This window comes from Actinoallomurus sp. CA-142502, assembly GCF_050936355.1.
Lineage (GTDB): Bacteria > Actinomycetota > Actinomycetes > Streptosporangiales > Streptosporangiaceae > Actinoallomurus > Actinoallomurus iriomotensis.
This window is the reverse complement of sequence record NZ_JBNJMY010000001.1, coordinates 8,477,976-8,498,258: the sequence shown is the minus strand read 5'-3', so window position 1 is coordinate 8,498,258 and position 20,283 is coordinate 8,477,976. Positions and strand designations below refer to the sequence as shown.

The window sequence follows — 20,283 nt, the reverse complement described above, 5'->3', positions numbered from 1 at the left end:
CGGCTCCCCTCCTGCGTGATTTTCCGGGTTCTGCCGCCGAGGTCGGGACGGTTACCGCTCCCGGACCGCGTAGGTCAGGTGGGTCACCCGCCGCGTCGGCTCCGCGCCGACCGGCTCCAGGGCCACGCGGCCCGCGTCCACGCCTTCGAACAGGCGGATTCCGGAGCCGAACAGCACGGGCGACAGCGCGATCGTGAACTCGTCGATCAGGCCGGCGTTCACGTACTCCAGGATCGTCGCGCCGCCGCCCGCGATGCGGACGTCACGGTCGCCGGCGGCCTCGCGGGCCTGGTCGAGCGCCGTCTCGATGCCGTCGTTGACGAAGTGGAATGTGGTTCCACCCGGCCGCTCCCAGGGGTCGCGCTTCTCGTGCGTCACGACGAAGACCGGTGTGTGGAACGGCGCCTCCTCCGGCCACATCCGCTCGCCGGCGTCGAACATGCGCTTGCCCATCACGCTCGCGCCGGTGCGCTCGAACGTCTCCCGCACGATGTCGTTGTCGCGCCCCTCCTCGCCGCCCTCGCCAAGCCCCAGGTTCTCCCGGAAGAACCGCTGCGGGAAGATCCACCGCTGCAGTTCCATCCACTGCCGCCCCATCAGTTCCCCGAGGGACCCGGGCGCGATGAACCCGTCCAGCGACATCGACACGCTGAAGAACACCTTCCCGGCCATCAGCCCTCAACTCCCTTCCGCGCGAGGTCGGTGACGTAGGCCGCCAGGCTGCTCAGGGTCTGCCGGCCGGCCTCGATCGCGTGGTACTTCTCGGCAGCCTCGTCGCGCAGCTCCTTGGTGGGGAACACCGTGCGCATCTCGATCCGGGTCGCCGCGCCTTCGGAGGCGAACGTCAGGACCGACTCGAAGGCGTTCGGGTCGGTGCGGGACTCACCGTGCAGCAGCGCGATCCGCTCCGGCGGGGTGATCTCGGTCCAGGAGATCCATTCCTGGTAGTCCGTCCCGTCCGGTCCGTGCATCACGAAGTCCCACACCCCGCCGACGCGGAACTCGAACGCCCGCGTGGTGGTGCTGAACCCCTCCGGCCCCCACCACCGCGACAGGTGCCGCACCTCGGTGAACGCCTCGAACACCAGCTCCCGCGGTGCGTCGATGGCCCGGGAGATCACGATCTCGCGGTCGGCCGTCGCGGACTGCGCCGGCGTTCCTCGTCCTGTCTCGCTCATCGGCTACCCCTCCTGCCTTTCCTGCTTCAGGTCCTGCACGTACGCGTCCAGCCGGTCGAAGCTCTCGTCCCAGAACCGCTCGAACCCGCCGGTCCACTCGTGAACCGGCCGCAGCCCGCGGGCGTCAAGGCCGTACAGGCGCTGCTTGCCCGCCTTGCGGTCCCGCACCAGCCCCACCTCCCGGAGCACCCGCAGATGCTTGGACGCCCCCGGCTGGGTCATCCCCAGCTCCCGGGCCAACTCGGTCACCGGCCGTTCACCCGCCCGCAGCAGCACCAGGATCTCCCGGCGCTGCGGCTCGGCGATCGCGTTGAAGACGTCCGACGTCGTCGCTGCTCGTGCCATGGCAGAAATCATATACCCATATCGGAATGCGTTAGCCCCGAGCTCGGTCACGGTGGAACGGTGGCGGGGCGACGTAGACGACGACCCGGCCGGTGACCCGCTTGGCCGCGGCCAGGCCGGCGTCGATCCACCTAGCCGGGACCCCGGACGTCTCACCCGGCGTATCAGGGCATTTGACTGACTGACTTGGTCAGTCAATAATTGGGCGGGTGCGAGGTAGGGTGCCGGCGCGGCCGGTCGAGGAGATAGCCGAAGCGGCGGCGCGGGTGTTCATGGCCAAGGGGTACCGAGGGGCCGGGATCTCCGACGTGTCCGCGGCCCTCAACATGAGCCACGGTGCGGTGTACACCTACGCCAGGAGCAAGGCGGCTCTGCTGTACCTGGCTCTGTTGCGCCTGGCCCGCCCGGAGTCGCTGGCCGGCCTGGAGATTCCGGTGGCCACGCCGGCGCCGGAGGAGATCGTGGCCGTGGTCGACACCGGGACCGCCGACCACGGCGGTTTCTCCCGGTTGACCGCGGCGGACGGCGGACGGCGGCGACACGAGTCGGTCGCCGAAGAGTTCGGCGCCATCATCGACGAGCTGTACGAGTTCGTCGAACGCAACCGGCGACTGCTGGCCCTGATCGAGCGGTGCGCCCCCGACCTGCCGGAACTCGCACAGCACTACTTCATACAGCGTCGTAGAACGCTGCTGGCCACTCTTGGCGACTACCTGCGCCGGCACATCCAGTCCGGTGCACTGCGCCCGGTTCCCGACGTGCCGGCGGCGGCGCGTTTCATCACCGAGACCGTCGCCTGGTTCGCCTGGCATCGGATCGACGATCCGGACTCGGCGATGCTCGACGGCGACGCCTGCCGTCGAACCGTCCGCCACCTCCTGCTCGCCGCGTTCCTCCCCGCCCCGGACGTGGACACCGAACCGACCTGATCCGGAAAGACGAGAAGCCGTGTCTGAGAGTGCAGCATCCGCGCCGGCCGGCGCGCGAACGGCGTCCGGCTCGAGCGAGCCCGTCGCGAGGCGGGCAGCGCCACTGGCGTGGCGACCGGTGCTGGCCGTGGTGGCCGTGGCTGGCGCCGTACACCTGACGGTGGCGACCAGGTTCGGCTGGCACCGTGACGAGTTCTACTACGTGATCTCCGGCCGGCACCTGGCCTGGGGGTACCCGGACCAGCCGCCGCTGACGCCGCTGCTGGCGCGGCTGGCCGCCGACCTGCCCGGCGGGGTCCTGCCGCTGCGACTGCTCGCGGTCGCCGCTCAACTGGGCTGCATCCTGCTGGTCGCCGCCCTGGCCGCCGAGTTCGGAGGCCGGGCACGGGCCCAGACCATCGCCGCCGCGGCGGTCGCGGCCTGCCCCGCGTTCGTCGCCGCCGCGCTGCTGTTCGGCACGACCGTCACCGACCAGGTGGCCTGGGCCGCCGTGTTCGTCATGACGGCAAGAGCCGTACGGCTGGGCACGGTGCGCGCCTGGCTGCCGGCCGGGGCGATGGCCGGAATCGGGTTGGAGAACAAGGACACCATCGGGGTGCTGGTGCTGGGCATCACCGTCGGGGTGCTGCTGTCTCACCGTGCCGTGCTGCGTACTTCCGGGCCGTGGCTGGCCGGTGCCCTGGCGGTGCTGATGGTCGCGCCGAATGTGGTGTGGAACGCGCGGCACGGTTGGGCGCAGTTCCGCATGGGCGCCACGCTCTCGGCCTCGGAGGGCGGCCCCCTCGGCTCCCTGGCGCATCTTCCCGAGCTGGCGCTGGCCCTGGCCGGCCCGCCGCTGGTCCTGTTGTGGATCTTCGGTATCCGCTGGCTGGGTTCGGCCGCCGGCCGCGACCACCGATGGGTGCTCGTCGTCGCGGCGACCGCGGTGGTCGTGTTCACCGCCAGCGGTGGCAAGGTCTACTACCCGGCGCCTGCCCTGATCGGACTGTTCGCGGCCGGTGGGATGTGGGTCGAAGCCCGAACCACCGGGGCCGCGACCCCGACCGCCCGGCCGCGCTGGCGGTGGCCGGTCGCGATCACCGTGTCCGGGGTGTTCGCGCTGCTGATCGGCCTGCCCGTGCTGCCGCTGCGCGCGGAGAACGCGCTCCGCTCGGTCAACGCCCAGCCGGTGGAGACGTACGGCTGGCCCGCCTTCGTCCGCCAGGTCACGGAGGTGGCCAAGACCCTTCCGCCCGGCGCCGGCATCTTCACCAGCAACTACGGCGAAGCCGGGGCGCTGACCGTCCTCGGCCCGGATGCGGGCCTGCGGTTGCCCGTATCCAGCGGACACAACGGCTACCTGCTGTGGGGACCGCCCTCGGGCACGACGCCGGACACCGTGCTGTGCGTGGGCGAGTTCCGCGCCGCCTACCTGCGCCGGTCCTGGTCCGACGTGCAGGAGATCGAGCCCATCACCATGCCCGGCGGCATCGTGAACGAGGAAACCGCCCAGCACGCGGCGATCTACCTGTGCCGGCGACCACACGGCGACTGGGCACAGATCTGGCCGGGACTACGCCACCTCGATTAGGACACACGGCCGCTCTGTGGGGGACGGGGTCGGTATGCGTTAACATCCACCGCCATGTCAGAGCCTCGTACGCTTCGTTGTCGCCGTACGGTCGGATTACTGGTCTTCGGTGTCGCGGCGTTCGCCGCGATGTGCGGCCAGGTCGCGTGGCTTCTCATCACCGACGATCTGCCGGACCATTCGATCGGCCGGCGTCTTGGCGTGCTTCTCCTCGTGCTGCTGCTTCTCGGCGTGACCGTGTTCATCGCCGCCGCACTCCGCGGCCGCGTGGTCATGGACGATTCCGGCGTCGAACTGGTGTCATCGTTCAAGCGGCACCGGATTCCCTGGACGAAGATCGAGCGTGTGACCGTCCATCCCGGGTTCCGGGTCTGGCGGGTGCGGGTCTGGTCCGATGGGGTGGGCCGCTCGGCGCTCGTGTGCCCGACCAACGCCGTCGACCCCGGTCTGGGCGCCAACCCCCTCCTGTCTCGTTTGTCCGGCTACGACATGGCGCCGCCCAATACGCCCGGGTCTCTGCGCAAGCCGTTCGAGGAGCTCCGCGCCGAATGGTTCCGGCACCGCAAGCGCGTCTGACGCCCCCATCCGCGGCCGGGGGGCCGGGCTTGAGGTTCCAGCGGGTGGAAGGTGCACAGTCGTCCTCATGAGCACGAACGCGGGGCTGTTCACGATCGGGCAGCTGGCCGAGAGGTGTGGGCTGCCGGCGCGGACGATCCGGTTCTGGTCCGATGCGGGGCTGGTTCCGCCGGCCGGCCGGTCCGCGGGCGGTTATCGCCTCTACGACGCCGGGTCGGTGGCCCGGCTGGAGCTGGTCCGTACCCTCCGCGAACTGGGGCTCGGGCTGGACGTGGTGGAGGCGGTCCTGTCCAGGAGCGTCACCGTGAGCGAGGTGGCGTCGGCGCACGTCGCCGCCCTGGACGCGGAGATCAGGACGCTGCGGTTGCGCCGGGCGGTGCTCAGCACCGTCGCCGAGCGCGCGAACACGATTGAGGAGACGTTGCTGATGCACAAGCTGGCCCAGATGTCCGCCCGGGAGCGGCAGCAGATCATCGATGACTTCGTCCAGTACGTCGTGGCGGGCGTCGATCCCGACGCCCCCGCGATGGGGATCGCCGACAGCATGCGGCGGCTGCCCGCGGACCTGCCGGACGACCCGGCGCCCGAACAGGTGGACGCGTGGATCGAGCTCGGCGAACTCGTCGCGGACGAGGACTTCCGACGCCGGGTGCGCGCCATGGCGGTGGCCGGCCGGGGCGCCGACGAACTGGAGTACGGCCCGGACCACCACGCGGTCGTGGAACACGCGGGCGGGGCGTTGGCGGAGGGAGTCGCACCCGGCTCCGCTCAGGCCCGGACCGTACTCGACCGCATCGTCGCCCCGGACACCACGGCCGCGCAGCGCGCCCGGATACTCGAGCAGCTCGAGACATTCGTCGACGCCCGGGTGGAGCGGTACTGGCAGCTCCTGGCGATCGTCAACGGCCACCCGCCGCGGCCGGCGGCCGTACCGAGCTTCGAGTGGCTGATCGCAGCCCTCCGCGCCCACGGCGACGCTCGGGCCTGACGTCAGGGGCCCGTACGAGGCGCCGGTCCGACCTCGACGGTCCAGGTGGCGCCGTGCTCGGTGAGGAAGTCGAGGAAGCCGATCGGGTCATAGGCCTGGGCGGGGGCGAGCACGCCGGGCTCGGCTCCGTCGGCGACGAGGCGGCGCGCGCTCTCGACCGCGATGACCGCGGTGGAGCCGTACGTGTCCGGGCCCGACACCACGCCACGGGCCGAGCGCCCGTCCTGGCCGGTGGCTTCGGCCAGGACGGTCCACCGCCCGGCGCGGCGGTCGTCCTCGGACGGCCCGTCGGGCACGCTGTCCACCACCTCGGGGGTGACCGCGGAGAAGGCGGCCACCAGCTCCGTCCGGACCACCCCCTCGACGTGCCGAGCGGACACGTGCCGGGGAACGGTGACGACGCCGGGCAGGGGGAACCGGGCGACCGGAGCCGGTCCCGTACCACCGGGGAAGACGATCGACGTACGGAGGGCGGGGACGTCCGGGCGCCAGTCGCCGTCGCGGTAGGTGAGGCCGCCGTCGGTGAACGTGTCGATGTTCGCGAGCGCGGAGCGCAGCGTGCCGCGAGACGGTGAGGCGCCGCTGCGCGCCAGGTCCAGGGCGATGACCAGCTCGGCGACCGGCGAGACCCGCCGGGCCGCGAGGTGCGCGATCAGGTCGCTGGGCAGGCCGTCGTCGTTCACGCCGGGTACCACCGTCACGCCGGCCTCCGTGGCCTCCTGCGCGAACGTGTCGTGGATCCGCTTCAGGTAGAGCTGTTCGCCGGAGATGTCCACGTAGTGACGGCCGGCCCTGATCGCGGCCCGTACGACCGCCTCACCGGACACGCTGAACGGGCCCGCGCAGTTGATCACCGCGTCGCAGCCGTGAAAGGCGCCGGCGAGCGCGGCGGTGTCGTCGACTCCGGCGGCGCGTGTCTCAGTTCCGGCCGCGGTCTTGCGGAGGCGTTCGATGTCGCGCCCCACCAGCACGAGGTCGATGCCTCGCCGGGCCAGCTCGGCGACGACGAGTCTTCCGGTATAGCCGTTCGCCCCATAGACGGCGATCTTCATGGATCTGCTCCTCGCGGTTCGGGTGAGATCGACGCTATGAGTCCTGTGTCAAGACGCTCAATGCTCGATAGTGCTTTGTTCATAAGCGTTCGTCTCACTGCGATCGTCTGGCGATACGCTGGCGTTCATGGACGTGCTGAGTGACGCGATCACCGCGATGCGGTTGGGCAGGCCGCATTCGGCGCGCACCGGGAGGCGCGGCCGGTGGGCCGTACGCCACTCGTCGTTCGCGGGAGCGGGCTTCCACGTGGTCCTGCAGGGAGCGTGCCGGCTGACCTCCGAGGGCGGCTCGCCGATCGCGCTCGGTACGGGCGACGCGGTGTTCCTGCCGCACGGCAGCGCGCACCAACTCGCCGACGGCCTCTCCGATCCGCCGGCCGACCCTCCGGTCACCGCGCTGACCGAGATGGAGGATCGGCTTCCGCCGGACGGCCCCGACTCCGTCGTGCTGCTCTGCGGCGCCTACCTGATCGACCGGACCCGGCGGCATCCCCTGCTGGACGAGCTTCCGGAGATCGTCCACCTGCCGTCGCGCGTCGGACGCCATCCGTCGTTGCGCGCCGCGATCGACCTGCTCGGAACCGAACTCGAACGACGCCGCCCCGGGGCGGACGCCGTCCTGCCGTCACTCCTCGACGCGCTGCTGGTCTACATGGTGCGCGGCTGGCTGGACGAACAGCCGGAGGGCCACGCGGCGACCGGCTGGACCGCGGCACTCCGCGACCCGCGCATCATGGCGGCACTGGACGGCATCCACGACGACCCGGCCCGGCCGTGGACGGTCGAGGAACTGGGGGCACGGGCGGGAATGTCCCGCGCGGCGTTCTCCCGGCGGTTCACCGCGCTGGTCGGCCGGCCGCCCCTGGCCTACCTGACCTGGTGGCGGATGACCACGGCGGCCGGACTCCTGCGCGACTCCGACCTCCCCCTGAGCGCGGTGGCGACCCGAGTCGGCTACGGATCGGAGTTCGCGTTCGCCAACGCGTTCAAACGAGCCTTCGGCGTGGCCCCCGGCCGATACCGGAAGCAGGGGCCCTGAGGCCTCCCACCTCCGGTGGCCTTTTTGACTCTCAGGTGGCGCGAGACTCGCAGAATGGTCGCGTGCTGAGCATCGGAAGCTTCTCGCTCGTCACCGGCCTGTCGATCACCGCGTTGCGACACTACGACGAGGTCGGGCTGCTGACGCCCGCCTATGTCGACCCCGACACCAAATACCGCCGGTACCGGCCCGACCAGGTCGGCGAGGCGCGTCTGTACGCGGCGTTGCGACGTCTCCAGGTACCCGTCGACGCGATGCGAACGGTTCGGGAACGCGGCGTCGAGGCCGTACTCAGCGAGCACCATGAACGGCTGCGCGCCAGAGCCGACTCGCTGGCGCAGCTCATCGAAAACGTCGAGCGCTACCTTGAGAAGGGGCTGCCGGTGAAGACCCGTCGCATCGTCCAAGTCACCATAGTGACCGACGACCTGCCCACCTTGATCGCGTTCTACCGCGACGCCTTCGACGCCGCCTACCACGAAGAGATCAGCTCTTTTCAGTTCGGCGGCTACCCTGACGACGACTTCTTCCTCGTGACGGTGGCCGACCAGAAACAGCACCCCTGGCCCGGCGGGCCGGCCAAGTTCGGACTGCTCGTCGACGACGTCGACACCGCGCACGCACGGGCACTCATCGCCGGAGCCGTCGAAATCGAAGCGCCGGCCGACAAACCGTGGAAGCCACGGTCATCAACGGTGACGGACCCGGGCGGCAACCACATCGATCTGTACCAGGGATGAGGCGCCCGTCGACTTGTGCGATTCGATTAACCCCCTAGAGCTCCATTTCGATCACCATTGCCCCTTGACCCATCGCCAGCTGGATGAGTTCCGAGCACCCAGATCAGATCCGGCTACGAAGATTCCTGGTTCATGCGCAACAGCTGATCCAACCTCGGCACTGCCGCGTCGAACCTTCTCTGGGCAATGAGGTCGTGATCACCATCGATGTGGATCAACGGCCGGCGTAAAGTGCGGCACTAGCCCTCCGGGTAGAAGAGGAACAGCGTGCAGCCCGTTGTGCTGGACGGCACGTGCCAGGTTCCGGCCGGGGCGTGCAAAAACGTTCCCGGCGGGTGGTCGCGGGCGCCGTCGTTGAACGTTCCCGTCAGCACGTAGACCTCCTCCGGGCCGGGTTCGTGGACGTCGCGGTGCGGCCATGACGTGCCCGGGTCCATCTCCAGCACGTTGGCGTGCGCGCCGGTCGGGCCCTTCCACAGTGGGCGCAGCCGGATGCCCGGGAAGAGTTCGCGGACCGGGGACTCGCTGACGGAAACGGAGGTGTAGCCCGACTGGGCGAGGATCTCGGATCGCATGCCATCCACCGTGCCGCGCGCGGGTCAGGAAGCGACACCGTCCGCAATGACACCATGGGGTATTTTCCTGCCATGCATCGCGTGGTGGCCCTGGTGCGGCCGGTGCAGTCGACGTTCGAGCTCGGCTGTGCCGCCGAGGTCTTCGGCACGGTACGGGACGGGGTGCCGCAGCACTACGAGTTCCAGGTGTGCACGGAGACGCCCGGCACGGTGCCGACGTCGGCCGGGTACGGGATGTCCGTGCCGCTGGGGCTCTCGGCGCTCGCGGCCGCGGACACCGTGCTCATCCCCGGCTGGGCGCCGGTGGAGGCGCCGCTCTCCGCCGGCGTGCGCCGTGCGCTGCTGCGGGCGCACGGCCGTGGGGCGCGGCTCGTCACGATCTGCTCCGGGGTGTTCGCGCTGGCCCGTACGGGACTGCTCGACGGCCGCTCGGCCACCACGCACTGGGCGCGTGCCGAGCGACTGCGGCGCGAGTTCCCCGCGGTGCGGGTGGAACCGGACGTGCTGTACGTGGACCACGGCGACGTCGCGACCAGCGCCGGTGCGGGCGCGGGCATGGACCTGTGCCTGCACCTCGTCCGCAAGGACCACGGGGCCGCGCACGCCGCCCTCGTCGCGCGGCACATGGTGATGCCGCCGCACCGTGAGGGAGGTCAGGCGCAGTACGCGCCGCCTCCGCCGCCCGGGGACGCGCTCGGCGGTCTCCTCGAGTGGGCGGGCGCGCGCCTCGGGACGCCGTTGTCCGTGGACGACCTGGCCGCGCACCTCGGCGTCTCGCCTCGTACGCTGGCGCGGCGCTTCGACGACCGGCTCGGTACGAGCCCGGGCGCGTGGCTGCTGTCCCGCCGGGTGGCCGAGGCGCGCACCCTGCTGGAGGAGACGGACCTGCCGGTGGAGGCGATCGCCGGCCGCGTCGGTCTCGGCTCGGCGGTCAACCTGCGCCGCCGTTTCCGCGCCCAGGTGGGCACGACCCCGGGCGCCTACCGGCGGGCGTTCCGGGTCTCCTGACACGAAAAGAGACCCCTGGCCGGCGGTGACGCCGGCCAGGGGCCTCCTTAGGTGATCAGTCCCGCGTCAGTCGGTGTCCGACGACGGGATGTAGGCGCCGGGCACCTTGTCCGGCGCGTAGATCTTGCTCTCACCCGGGTACGGCTTCTTCCACCCGTGAGCCTCGTACCACGAGAAGTGGTTCATCTGCTCGGGGTTGGCGGAGTCGGCCTTGGCGTTGGGCGCGGAGAAGGGCTGCTTGGCCTTCCATGCCTGCCACTGCGCCGCCACCTGCTGCTCGGCCTTCGGCACGGCCGCCGTCGTCGGCGCGGCCGCGGCCTTCGGGTCCTGCGCCGCGGGGGTATCCGCGCCACAGGTCGGCAGGGTGGAAAGGCCCAGGGTCAGCGATGTCCGGTTGGGCAGCGCGGTGAACGGTTTGTAGTCGGGCTTGTTGGTGAAGGCGGCGCTCATCGGCGTGGCGGCGCTGTCCTTCTGGTTCATCGGGTGGACCCCGAGGATCTGCTCGATCGTGCGGATCATCGTGATCTGCGAGTAGTAGTGATCGTCGACGGTGCCGTGCTGGGCCCAGGGGCTGATGATCTGGATCGGGGCGCGGTGGCCGTCGACGTGGTCGGTGCCGGCCTGGGAGTCGTCCTCGACCACGAAGATCGCGGAGTCCTTCCAGTACTTGCTGTGCGAGATCTCGTCGACGATCTTGCCGACGGCCAGGTCGTTGTCCGCGACCTGAGCGGCCCCGTTCGGCGGACCACCGGTGTGGTCGCTGGAGAGCCAGAACATGTTGAGGTTCGCCGGGCCGTTCTTCTCGAAGTCACGCTTCCAGATCTCGTACCGGTAGATGTCCGGGACGCTGGTGTCGAACTTCGGGAAGCCGTGCACCGACACGTTGTTCAGCGACGGGATCGGCGAGTAGGAGTTCATCGGGTAGGCGGTGTCCTGCGCGGGGTTCGCCGCCATGGTCTTGGTGTCGCAGTACAGGTTCTGCCAGGTCGCGCCGGCCGGCTTGGTCAGGAACTGCTGGAACTCACCGAAGTCCCGTACGGTCTTGCCCGCCGCCTGCGCACCGGACCAGATGAAGCCGGTCCGCTGGTGGCCGAGAGCGTCGTCCTCGGTGTCGTAGCTGCGCAGGTACTCACCGGCCGAGGACTCGGTGTACTCCGGGTCGTCGGCCTGCATCAGCCAGTTGTGACCCTCGGCGGAGTTCGTGCCGATGTCGTACGTGTTGTCGTACAGCCCGAACTGCTCGGTCAGCGCGTGCTGGTTCGGCGTCACGTTCTCGCCGTACTGGGCCAGCGTCGGGTCGCCGTTGCCCTTCGCGATGTCGCCGAAGAGCTGGTCGTAGGTCCGGTTCTCCTTGACGAGCATGAAGACGTGCTTGATCGTCGAGGGGTCGCCGAGCCGCTGCGGGACCGCCACCGCGTGCGCGGAGCGGCCGTTGGCCAGCTTGACGTCGTTCTTGCCCCAGCCGTTCTGCGCGAAGACCTTGGCCGTGTAGGACCGGATGACCTTGTCGCTCGGCAGTTTGAACCGCTGCAGGCTGGACGTGGTGTCGTGGGTGCCGTGTCCGGCGCTGTTGGCGGGCGGCGTACGGCGGGCGTCGATGCCACGGGTGTTGGAGACCAGTACGTCGTCGCCGACAGTGGTGATCTCCGCGGGGAAGTAGTCGGTCGGGAGCAGGCCGACGTAGCTGACCGGCTCCAGCGGCTTCGTGTACCGGTAGACAGCGACCGCGTTGGCGCGGCCGAGCGTCACCAGCAGGTGACCGTCCTTGGTGAGCGTGACCGCGTCGGGCTCGTAGCCCACCGACGCCTCCGGCCACGGCTGGGTGGCGATGGTCTGGACGACCTTGTTCTTGGCGGTGTCGATGACGGACACGTTGTTGGTGGCCGTGTTGGTGACGAACAGCGCCCCGTTCTTGGCGTACAGGGCCGTCGGGTGCAGGCCGACGTCGATGCTCGCGGCGGCGGCAGCGGGGTTCGCCGGGTCGATGACGCTGACCGTGCCGGTGGTGGTGGCACCGGTCTTCGGGTCGGCCGGCACCTGGGTGCCGTAGGAGTTGATCGTGGTGTCGCCGGGCTTGGCCGGGCGGCCGCCCTCGTTGCTGACGTACAGCTTGCCGCCGACGAGCGCCACGCCGCGCGGGGCGTTGCCCACGGCCCAGCTCTGCTGGACGGCCCCGGTCGCCGCGTCGATGGCGACCACGCGGTTCTGGCCGTTGACGGCGGAGTACACGGTCTTGCCGTCGGGCGAGAACACCGCCTGAGCCACCAGCGCGTGCTTGGCCCCGTCCGCCGGGATCTTGACGGCGACGGGGTTGGCGAGCGTGCCGTCCGCGTTCACGGTGAACTTGGTGTAGCCGTCGGTCTGGCCCAGCCACAGCTGCGAACCGTCGGGCGAGTACGTGGGGCCTTCCTGGCCCACGTCGTTGCCGCTGATCTTGAGGTTCGCCGCAGCGTTGTTGCCGACGAGCTGCTGCACCTTCCAGTTCTTCACGTCCACGATGGCGAGCGCCATGCCGCCGTCGGTGACCGAGGCCGCGACGTGGGTGCCGTCCGGGCTGAGCGTGGACGACATGATCTTGCCGTTGTTGATGACGAGGCGCTCGCCGATGGGGTCGATGTACTGGTTGCCGGAGACGACCTGGCCCTTTTTGGTGGTCTGGCCGACCTGGTCGGTGCCGAACCCCGTGGTGGAGGCGTAGGCGATGCTCCCGCTGGCGACGGCGAGAGCAGCGGTGCCGGCCGCCACCGTGTGGATCCGCCGGCCGGTGCGTCTTTCGAAGAATCTACGACGGGACTTCGCGACGCGCTGGCGCGTAACGTGCATGAGTTAATCCTTCGTGCTTGCGAGCAGATCGACGTTTCCGTCGAACTGCCACAGGGGATTGGGTGCGTCACCGGTCTCGGTGCGCACCGGGAAGTAGCCGTTCACCTCCTTCGGTCCGTCTCCGTCCGCGACGTACCGCCCGTCCGCGGTGACGTCGAGCTGATAGATGGCCTGGCCGACGGCGGCCGTGCCGGGAAGGTGCCAGGACACGACACAGCGCCAGTCGTTGCCCGGCCCCTGGTCGAGGACCCGGTCGCCGCCCTTGTCGCAGGACGCGGTGGCCGCGAGCTGCGCCTCGGTGACGTCGGGACGATGGAGCTCCCGCGTCTGCACGCGGTACAGGTGGGCGTACACCGTGGCGAGCGAGCGCTGCAGCTTGGCCTGCTCGATCCCGGAGCCCTTGGCCGGGGTCACGACGGCGAGCAGTACGGCGGTGAGGCCGACCAGAGCGGCCAGCGGAAGCGCCCCCGCGACGAGGACGCGCCGGCCCGACCCGTCGTACGCCAGGTCGGTGAAGTCGCGGCGTAGGAACAGGTGGTAGGCCAGCACGGTCGCGACGATCGCCCACGCCAGGCTCACCACGATGCCGATGAGAAGGGGCCCCGTCTGCGCCGGGCTGGTGAACAGCCCGCGCCAGGCGAGGAAGGCGTGGCTCGGCAGGGCCAGCCGTATCGGCACCGGCAGCGGAAGCAGCTGCGTGAGCTGGAGCGCGAAGGCGAGGAGCGCGGGCATCAACAGGCCCATCGTCGAGCGGCCCAGGGCGACCGAGCCGAGGAGGCCGACCCCGGCGAACGCCAGCGTCGGCGCCAGCACGCAGGCCCACGAGAGCAGGACCGTGCCGGCCGCGCCCCCCGGACTGAGGAGATGCCCGTCCAGGCCGACGAGCGGGTGGTCGCCGACCGCGGCCAGACCGCCGGCGATGCCCGACACCGCCAGCCCGGCCACCAGCACCAGGAGCACGGTGAGGGTGGCGAGGCCCTTCGCCACGAAGATCCGGCGCGGCGAGCGGACCGCCACGAGGAGGTGGCGCCAGGTGCCCAGCCGGTCCTCGGTCGCGAAGACGTCGCCGGCGACCAGGGCGGTCAGCAGCGGGAGCGCCCAGCTGCGGGAGAAGTCCAGTACGACCAGGGCCCCCGCCCAGCCGGTGGCGTGCATCCAGCGGCCGAACACCGTGTCGCTGGGCAGCGTGCTCTGCAGGCTCACCGCGGCCACGAACACCGCGGGGGCGATCCAGCAGGCGAGCAGCAGCACCCGGATCCGCCACTGCGACAGCAGCTTGACCAGCTCGAACCGGTACCCGCGCAGCACCGGCGCCGGCTGGGCCTCGACCCTGGGCGGCGCGGCCGTCATCGTCATGCCTCGTTCTCCTCATCGGTCTGCCCGGTCATGGCCAGGAACGCGGCCTCGAGCGGCGACACGACGGGCGCCAGTTCCCGTACCGCCACGTCGGCCCGTACGAGCCGCACCACCAGGTCGTCGAGAACGGGCACCGGCCCGCGGACCACGAGCACGTCGGTGTCCGGCCGCTCGGCGGGGTCGCGGTCGGACTTGACCTGGAGTCCGGGCGTCTCCAGCGCCACCCGATGAGCCTCGGCCGGGTCAGAGGTGCGCACCCGGTAGTCGAGCTCGCCGCTCTCGGCGGCGAGCTTGCCCACCGGCCCGGAGAACACGACCCGCCCAGTGGCGAGGAGGGTGACCTCCGAGCACAGCGCGGCGAGGTCGTCCATCCGGTGGCTGGACAGGACCACCGCGGTCCCGGCCGCGGCGAGTCCGGTGATGACGCGGTGCACGTGGTGCTTGCCGGCGGGGTCCAGGCCGTTGGCAGGCTCGTCGAGCACGAGCAGCCGCGGTTCGGTCAGCAGCGCGGCGGCGAGCCCGAGCCGCTGGCGCATGCCGAGAGAGAAGCCCCGGAGGCGGTCGTCGGCGACGTCGGTGAGCCCGACCTGCTCCAGCGCCTCGCCGACGCGTGCGGCCTGACCGGTCTCGTGCCCGCGCAGTGCGGCCAGGGCCGAGAGGTTCTGCCGCGCGGTGAGCGACGGGTAGAGGCCCGGCCCGTCCACGAAGCCGGAGACGCCGTCGGGGACGGCGAGCGTCCGCCCGACCGTCGTACCCAGGATCTCCAGCCGGCCGCTGTCCGCGACCGCCAGGCCCAGCAGGAGACCGAGGAGCGTCGTCTTGCCCGCGCCGTTCGGGCCGACCAGGCCGTGGACCTGCCCGCTTGCCACATCGAGGTCGACGCCGTCGAGTGCAACCACATCGCCGAAGGACTTCCTGATCCCGCGACCCCGGACTGCGGGGCTCCTGCGCATGTCGGTCTCCTCTGATCGATCTTCAGCAGGAGGACCCTAGGGAGCGCGGTTTGCCGTGGAGGGGCGCGCAGTCAAATTTTGGGCGAACGACGCCAAAGCCGCCAATAAGACGATCAACGGGCGATTGCACACGGCCCGGAAAATGACGTGCGGTGGCGGGAGCCGCGACTTGATACTTGGGCCGCAGTACGACCGGTCGTCGTCCACCCATCGAGCGCAGAAGGGATCAAAGCCCATGGCCACCACGACTCGTCTGGATCTGGCCGCGGTCCGCAACATCGGGATCATGGCCCACATCGATGCGGGCAAGACGACGACCACCGAGCGGATCCTCTACTACACCGGCGTCGCGTACCGGATCGGCGAGGTCCACGACGGCGACACGCTGATGGACCACACCGAGCAGGAGCGCGAACACGGCATCACGATCACGTCCGCCGCGACCACCTGTCACTGGACGGTCGACGGTGCCGACCACGCCGTCACCATCATCGACACCCCCGGGCACGTCGACTTCACCGTCGAGGTGGAGCGCTGCCTGCGGGTGCTCGACGGCGCCGTGGCGGTGTTCGACGGGGTCGCGGGCGTGGAGCCGCAGTCCGAGACCGTCTGGCGCCAGGCCGACCGGTACGGCGTGCCGCGGATCTGCTTCGTCAACAAGCTCGACCGCGCGGGCGCCGACTTCCACGCCTGCGTCGACACGATCGTCGACCGGCTCGGGGCGGTGCCGCTGGTCCTGCAGTTGCCGATCGGAGCCGAGGCGGCCTTCACGGGCGTCGTCGACCTGGTCGGGATGAAGGCCTGCGTCTGGCACGCCGAGGCGCGCCTCGGTGAGGCGTACGAGGTCACCGGCATCCCGGCCGCGTACGCCGAGGCCGCCCGGCAGTGGCGTGACCGGCTGCTGGAGACGGTCGCCGAGCACGACGAGGAGATGATGCGGCTGTACGCCGAAGGGCGCGAGCCGTCCGAGGAGCGCCTGCACGCGGCGATCCGGCGGATCACCATCGCCTCCGGCACGTCGGCGGACGTCACGGTCACGCCGGTGCTCTGCGGCACCGCGTTCAAGAACAAGGGCGTCCAGCCCCTGCTCGACGCGGTCGTGCGCTACCTGCCGTCACCGCTCGACGTCGAGGTCCTCGACGTCGAACGGAGCGGCCGGATCGCGCCGTCCGACGACGAGCCACCGGCCGTCCTGGCGTTCAAGATCGTGACCGACCGGCACCTGGGCGCGCTGGCGTTCGCCCGGATCTACTCCGGCCGGCTGAAACCGGGCATGACGGTGCTCAACTCCGTCAGCGGACAGAAGGAGCGGATCGGCCGCATCTTCCGGATGTACGGGGCCAGGCGCCAGGAGCTGGACTCGGCGGGCGCGGGCGACATCGTCGTCCTCATGGGGCTGAAGGGCACCACGACCGGCGACACGCTGTGCGACGAGCGGCGACCGGTGGTCCTGGAGTCCATGGACCTGCCGGAGCCGGTCATCGAGGCGGCCGTACGCCCCCGGTCGAGGGCGGACGAAGAGCGGCTCCCGTCGGCGCTCCAACGGCTCGCCGCGGAGGACCCGTCCTTCGTCGTACGGACCGATCCGCAGACCGGCCAGACCGTCATCGGCGGGATGGGCGAGCTGCACCTGTCGATCCTCGTCGACCGGATGGCACGGGAGCTCGGGGTACGGGCCGACCTCGGCCGGCCGCGGGTCGCCTACCGGGAGACCGTCCGCAGGCCGGTGGAGCTGGTCGGCTACACGCATCGGAAACAGACCGGAGGAAGGGGACAGTTCGCCAAGGTACAGATCTCGATCGAACCGATCGCGGACGGCTACGAGTTCGTGAACAAGGTCACCGGGGGCCGCGTCCCGAAGGAGTTCATCCCGTCGGTGGACGCCGGCTGCCAGGACGCGATGCAGGCCGGCATCGTGGCCGGGCACGAGATGACGGGCGTACGCGTCACGCTCGTCGACGGCGCCTTCCACGAGCAGGACTCCTCCGAACTGGCGTTCCGGCAGGCCGGGTACCACGCGTTCCGCGCGGCCGCCCGTCAGGCGGCACCCGTGCTCCTGGAGCCCGTGATGGCGGTCGAGGTCGTCACCCCCGACGCCGCGATGGGAGAGGTCATCGGCGACCTGAACGCACGCCGCGGCCAGGTGCAGGCCGTGGACGAGCGGTCCGGCGCCCGCCTCATCCGGGCACTGGTGCCGCTGTCGGAGATGTTCGGCTACGTCAGTGACCTGCGCAGCCGGACCTCGGGGCGGGGGAGCCACTCGATGCTGTTCGCCTCCTACGCCGAGGTCCCGCGCGGCCTGACCGAGGCCATCGTCGCCAAGGCGTGACGCACCCGGGGCGGGCGCCGGCACCACGCCGGCACCCGCCCCGGCACGAACGGCCGGTGTCCTGAGTCGTTGATTCGGTTCAGCCATCCGGCGAGGCGCGTGGGACCGGGCGGGTGGCGGGTGTCGGTCTGCGGCGTCATCGACGACCCCTGCCCTCCAGGGCATCGTCCACAGACGAGCGGCGCGGGCGGAGCAGGACGAAGACGGCGATGGTGCACAGCGCGGTGACCAGGGCGACACCGCTGAGGGCCGAGTGCCAGGCGTCCGTGAACGCGGCGCGCTCCGTGCGGGCGACCTCGCCCGCCGCGATCCGCGCCGCCGCGGCCGGCGATCCGGTCTCCACCCGGATGAGGCTGACCAGCGCCGCGCCGAACACCGCGATGACCAGGGCCTCGGCCGCGCCGCGCACGGTGTTGAGGAAGCCCGCAGCCGTCCCGGCGCGTGTGGGCTCGACGATGTTCATGGCCTGGCCGTCGGTGATCCCGAACGACAGGCCCATCCCGACGCCGATCAGGAGCAGCGGGCCGAGCAGCCCGGCCACGCCGATGCCGGGACGCAGCACGGTCAGCCAGGCGTTGCCCGCCGCGATCAGGCCCAGTGCCGCCGTCATCAGCGTGCGGCCGGGCACGCCGCGGGTCACCAGCCGGCCGCCCAGCGGCGGAACGACCAGCACCGGCGCGGTCAACATGAGCATCAGCACGCCCGACTCGCTCGCCGGAACCCCGTTCACGCCCTGCAGATAGGTGGGCAGGAACACCAGCACACCGACGAACCCGATCGAGGTCGCCAGGGTGCCCAGGCACCAGCCCATGAACGGCCGGTTCCGGATCAGCGTCAGGTCCAGCACCGGGTGGGCGCCACGGCGTTCGACCACGCCGAAGGTCACCAGCAGGAGAGCTCCCGCGGCCAGTGCGACGAGCACCGGCGCGGCGCTCCAGCCCTGCTCCGGGCCCTGCATGATGCCGAACATGAGCGCGGCCAGCCCGCCGACGAAGGTGGTGATCCCCCCATGGTCCACACGGGGACGCTCGCCGGCCCGCGACTCCGGAGCGAACCGGCTGCCCGCCAGGACCAGCAGGCCGGCGACCACGTACGCGCCGAACGTGCCGCGCCAGCCGAACCCGCCGATCATCCAGCCGGACAGGCTCGGGCCGATCGCGATGCCGACGCCGGCCATGGTCCCCATCCCGGCGAACGCACGGGTGCGCGCGGCACCGTCGAACGTCGACGCCAGGATCGCCCCGCCCGCGGCCATCATCCCGGCGGCTCCCACGCCGGCCAGCAGCCGCGCCGCGTCCAGCAGCCAGATGCCGTTCGCGACCGTGCCGGCCAGCGCCGCCACCGTGAACAGCGCCGCCCCGAGCGTGAAGACGCGTCGGCGGCCGAACAGATCGGCCAATGAGCCGCACACGAGCGTGCACGCGGCGAACGTCAGGTTGTATCCGGCGACCACCCACTGCAGGGCCGCGCCGGACACGCCCAGGTCGTCCCCGATGCGCGGGACCGCCACCGCGGTGCCCGCGATCGACATGGCCAGCGCCAGGACGCCGAGCAGCACGGTGGCCGCCGTAACCGGCGGGCTCACCCGCCCCGCGGGCCGCGCGCCGACACTGATGGTGCTCACACATTCCTCCCGTCGTCGGTAGCGGCCCCCATCCTGAAACCTCAACCAATATTGAGGTCAAGCCGTCAGGTGCGGCACGGCTGTGGACGCCCGGCTCCCGGTCGACTTGGCGAAGACGTCCCCGGCGCCGTCCGTTGCTTCCCCGGTGACGGCATCTCAGCATGCTGGACATCCAGAACCGCGTCCCGGGCCGCTCGTCCCCCGCGGGGTTGAACACCGGCGCGTCGAGCGCGTCATCGGAGCACGCGCTCGCGATCCGCTGCGCGGCCTCCGACAATCACGCGTGCCACTCGCGGGGGTCGGCGGGGAGTACGGCCCTCTGAGTGGGCGACTGTGCGGGGTCGGTGATGGGTAGCGCAGCGGAGGATCGGGTGCGTCTTCCCCGCCGACGTTGGCGCGTCGGCCATGCTTGAGATCTCACGTGATCACCGGGAAGGTGGCCCCCTTCCCGGTGATCCACAGGTTTCAAGCGTTGCCCGTCGTGTGCGCCCGGCGTGCCGTCAGGCCTGGCGGACCCGGTCGTACAGGAGGCAGAGCGCGCCGCTCTCGGTGGTGCTCGTGGCGGTCAGCGACCAGGAGGAGGCGGCCGGGCCGTCGGGGAACAGGCGGGCGCCGCCGCCGACGAGTTCCGGGCACAGGGTGATGCTCAGCCGGTCCAGCTCGTCGGCGTCGATGAGCTGCCGGATGACGCTGGTGCTGGCGAGGACGATGATGTCGCCGCCCTCCTGCTCCCGCAGCTCCTTGACGGTGGCGGCCGGGTCGGCGGTGGCCAGGCGCGCGTTCTGCCAGTCCACCTTCTCCAGCGTGCTGGAGAAGACGACCTTCTCGACGTCGTTCAGCCAGCGCGCGAAGGTCCGGTCACTGACGTCGGCGGCCTCGTCGTCGGCCACGGCGGGCCAGAAGCCGGCGAAGCCCTGGTAGTTCTTGCGGCCGAGCAGCGCCGTGGTGGCCGCGCCGGTAACCTCCACCATGTGTGAGCGGGCACCCGCGCTCAGGGCGTGCGGAGCGATCCAGCCCATGTCGTACTCTCCACCGGGGCCGGTGACGCGTCCGTCGAGGGACAGAGAGATGTTGGCGACGACGCGACGGGTCGGTGCGGTCATCGGAAACTCCTCGTTCGGGGACCGGGCGGGCCGGTCGCGGTGATGGGATGAGCCTGCCGGGGCAGGGCACGGGCCGTCGTCGTCAGACCTGATGA

General features: G+C 70.9%; 18 protein-coding genes. 8 read left to right on the top strand and 10 right to left on the bottom strand.

Annotated elements, in window-relative coordinates:
- Window positions 1-51: 51 nt before the first annotated feature.
- From ACQEV1_RS39655 to ACQEV1_RS39645, 3 genes are read right to left on the bottom strand one after another with little or no spacing between them, the layout of a single operon-like run.
- Entirely contained in the window at window positions 52-672 is a 621-nt protein-coding gene (locus tag ACQEV1_RS39655; RefSeq protein ID WP_285627979.1) for a dihydrofolate reductase family protein, read from the bottom strand.
- Window positions 672-1,178 (bottom strand): SRPBCC family protein, encoded by a 507-nt coding sequence (locus ACQEV1_RS39650; RefSeq protein ID WP_433401585.1) that lies wholly within the window; start codon window positions 1,176-1,178, stop codon window positions 672-674. The genes ACQEV1_RS39655 and ACQEV1_RS39650 overlap by 1 nt, the downstream gene beginning before the upstream one ends.
- Before the next feature lie 3 nt (window positions 1,179-1,181).
- Entirely contained in the window at window positions 1,182-1,523 is a 342-nt protein-coding gene (locus ACQEV1_RS39645; protein ID WP_285580287.1) for an ArsR/SmtB family transcription factor, read from the bottom strand.
- 209 nt (window positions 1,524-1,732) lie between these two features.
- Here ACQEV1_RS39645 and ACQEV1_RS39640 point away from each other — a divergent pair, with 209 nt between their 5' ends.
- From ACQEV1_RS39640 to ACQEV1_RS39625, 4 genes are all read left to right on the top strand, one after another.
- Window positions 1,733-2,452 carry a TetR/AcrR family transcriptional regulator gene (locus ACQEV1_RS39640; RefSeq protein WP_433401583.1) on the top strand — a complete coding sequence of 240 codons (720 nt, stop codon included), beginning with the start codon at window positions 1,733-1,735 and terminating at the stop codon, window positions 2,450-2,452.
- A gap of 127 nt (window positions 2,453-2,579) precedes the next feature.
- On the top strand, window positions 2,580-4,022 hold the full coding sequence (locus tag ACQEV1_RS39635) for a glycosyltransferase family 39 protein (RefSeq protein WP_433401582.1): 1,443 nt from the start codon (window positions 2,580-2,582) through the stop codon (window positions 4,020-4,022).
- A 54-nt stretch (window positions 4,023-4,076) separates the two neighbouring features.
- Window positions 4,077-4,598, top strand: coding sequence for a hypothetical protein (locus ACQEV1_RS39630; protein ID WP_433401580.1), 522 nt, complete (start codon window positions 4,077-4,079; stop codon window positions 4,596-4,598).
- 67 nt (window positions 4,599-4,665) lie between these two features.
- Window positions 4,666-5,586 (top strand): MerR family transcriptional regulator, encoded by a 921-nt coding sequence (locus ACQEV1_RS39625; protein WP_433401578.1) that lies wholly within the window; start codon window positions 4,666-4,668, stop codon window positions 5,584-5,586.
- 2 nt (window positions 5,587-5,588) lie between these two features.
- Here ACQEV1_RS39625 and ACQEV1_RS39620 read toward each other — a convergent pair whose 3' ends face one another.
- Window positions 5,589-6,638, bottom strand: a complete 1,050-nt coding sequence (locus ACQEV1_RS39620) for a saccharopine dehydrogenase family protein (RefSeq protein WP_433401576.1) — start codon at window positions 6,636-6,638, stop codon at window positions 5,589-5,591.
- Between the two features lie 127 nt (window positions 6,639-6,765).
- Here ACQEV1_RS39620 and ACQEV1_RS39615 point away from each other — a divergent pair, with 127 nt between their 5' ends.
- Together ACQEV1_RS39615 and ACQEV1_RS39610 are read left to right on the top strand one after the other, a co-directional pair.
- Window positions 6,766-7,677, top strand: coding sequence for an AraC family transcriptional regulator (locus ACQEV1_RS39615; protein ID WP_285627994.1), 912 nt, complete (start codon window positions 6,766-6,768; stop codon window positions 7,675-7,677).
- 62 nt (window positions 7,678-7,739) lie between these two features.
- A complete protein-coding gene (locus ACQEV1_RS39610; protein WP_433401573.1) occupies window positions 7,740-8,417 on the top strand; it encodes a VOC family protein in 678 nt (225 codons plus the stop codon).
- Between the two features lie 239 nt (window positions 8,418-8,656).
- On the opposite strand, the gene ACQEV1_RS39605 is transcribed toward ACQEV1_RS39610, so the two are convergent.
- Window positions 8,657-8,992, bottom strand: coding sequence for a cupin domain-containing protein (locus ACQEV1_RS39605; protein WP_433401571.1), 336 nt, complete (start codon window positions 8,990-8,992; stop codon window positions 8,657-8,659).
- Between the two features lie 72 nt (window positions 8,993-9,064).
- On the opposite strand from ACQEV1_RS39605, the gene ACQEV1_RS39600 reads away from it, so the two are divergent.
- Window positions 9,065-10,000: a GlxA family transcriptional regulator gene (locus ACQEV1_RS39600; RefSeq protein ID WP_433401569.1), complete on the top strand. Its 936-nt coding sequence runs from the start codon at window positions 9,065-9,067 to the stop codon at window positions 9,998-10,000.
- Between the two features lie 66 nt (window positions 10,001-10,066).
- Here ACQEV1_RS39600 and ACQEV1_RS39595 read toward each other — a convergent pair whose 3' ends face one another.
- The 3 genes from ACQEV1_RS39595 to ACQEV1_RS39585 are packed head-to-tail and all read right to left on the bottom strand — an operon-like array spanning window position 10,067 to window position 15,078.
- Window positions 10,067-12,823: an alkaline phosphatase family protein gene (locus ACQEV1_RS39595; protein ID WP_433401567.1), complete on the bottom strand. Its 2,757-nt coding sequence runs from the start codon at window positions 12,821-12,823 to the stop codon at window positions 10,067-10,069.
- 3 nt (window positions 12,824-12,826) lie between these two features.
- Window positions 12,827-14,179 carry a hypothetical protein gene (locus ACQEV1_RS39590; RefSeq protein WP_433401565.1) on the bottom strand — a complete coding sequence of 451 codons (1,353 nt, stop codon included), beginning with the start codon at window positions 14,177-14,179 and terminating at the stop codon, window positions 12,827-12,829.
- Window positions 14,176-15,078: an ABC transporter ATP-binding protein gene (locus ACQEV1_RS39585; RefSeq protein WP_433401563.1), complete on the bottom strand. Its 903-nt coding sequence runs from the start codon at window positions 15,076-15,078 to the stop codon at window positions 14,176-14,178. Before ACQEV1_RS39585 ends, ACQEV1_RS39590 begins: the two co-directional genes overlap by 4 nt.
- A 289-nt stretch (window positions 15,079-15,367) precedes the next feature.
- Between ACQEV1_RS39585 and fusA the strand changes: the two genes are divergently transcribed.
- Window positions 15,368-17,461 (top strand): elongation factor G, encoded by a 2,094-nt coding sequence (gene fusA, locus ACQEV1_RS39580; RefSeq protein ID WP_433401561.1) that lies wholly within the window; start codon window positions 15,368-15,370, stop codon window positions 17,459-17,461.
- A gap of 136 nt (window positions 17,462-17,597) precedes the next feature.
- Here the strand turns inward: fusA and ACQEV1_RS39575 are convergent, their stop codons facing one another.
- Both ACQEV1_RS39575 and ACQEV1_RS39570 read right to left on the bottom strand, forming a co-directional pair.
- On the bottom strand, window positions 17,598-19,085 hold the full coding sequence (locus ACQEV1_RS39575) for an MFS transporter (protein WP_433401559.1): 1,488 nt from the start codon (window positions 19,083-19,085) through the stop codon (window positions 17,598-17,600).
- A 500-nt stretch (window positions 19,086-19,585) separates the two neighbouring features.
- Window positions 19,586-20,188 carry a dihydrofolate reductase family protein gene (locus ACQEV1_RS39570; RefSeq protein ID WP_433401557.1) on the bottom strand — a complete coding sequence of 201 codons (603 nt, stop codon included), beginning with the start codon at window positions 20,186-20,188 and terminating at the stop codon, window positions 19,586-19,588.
- Window positions 20,189-20,283: the final 95 nt, after the last annotated feature.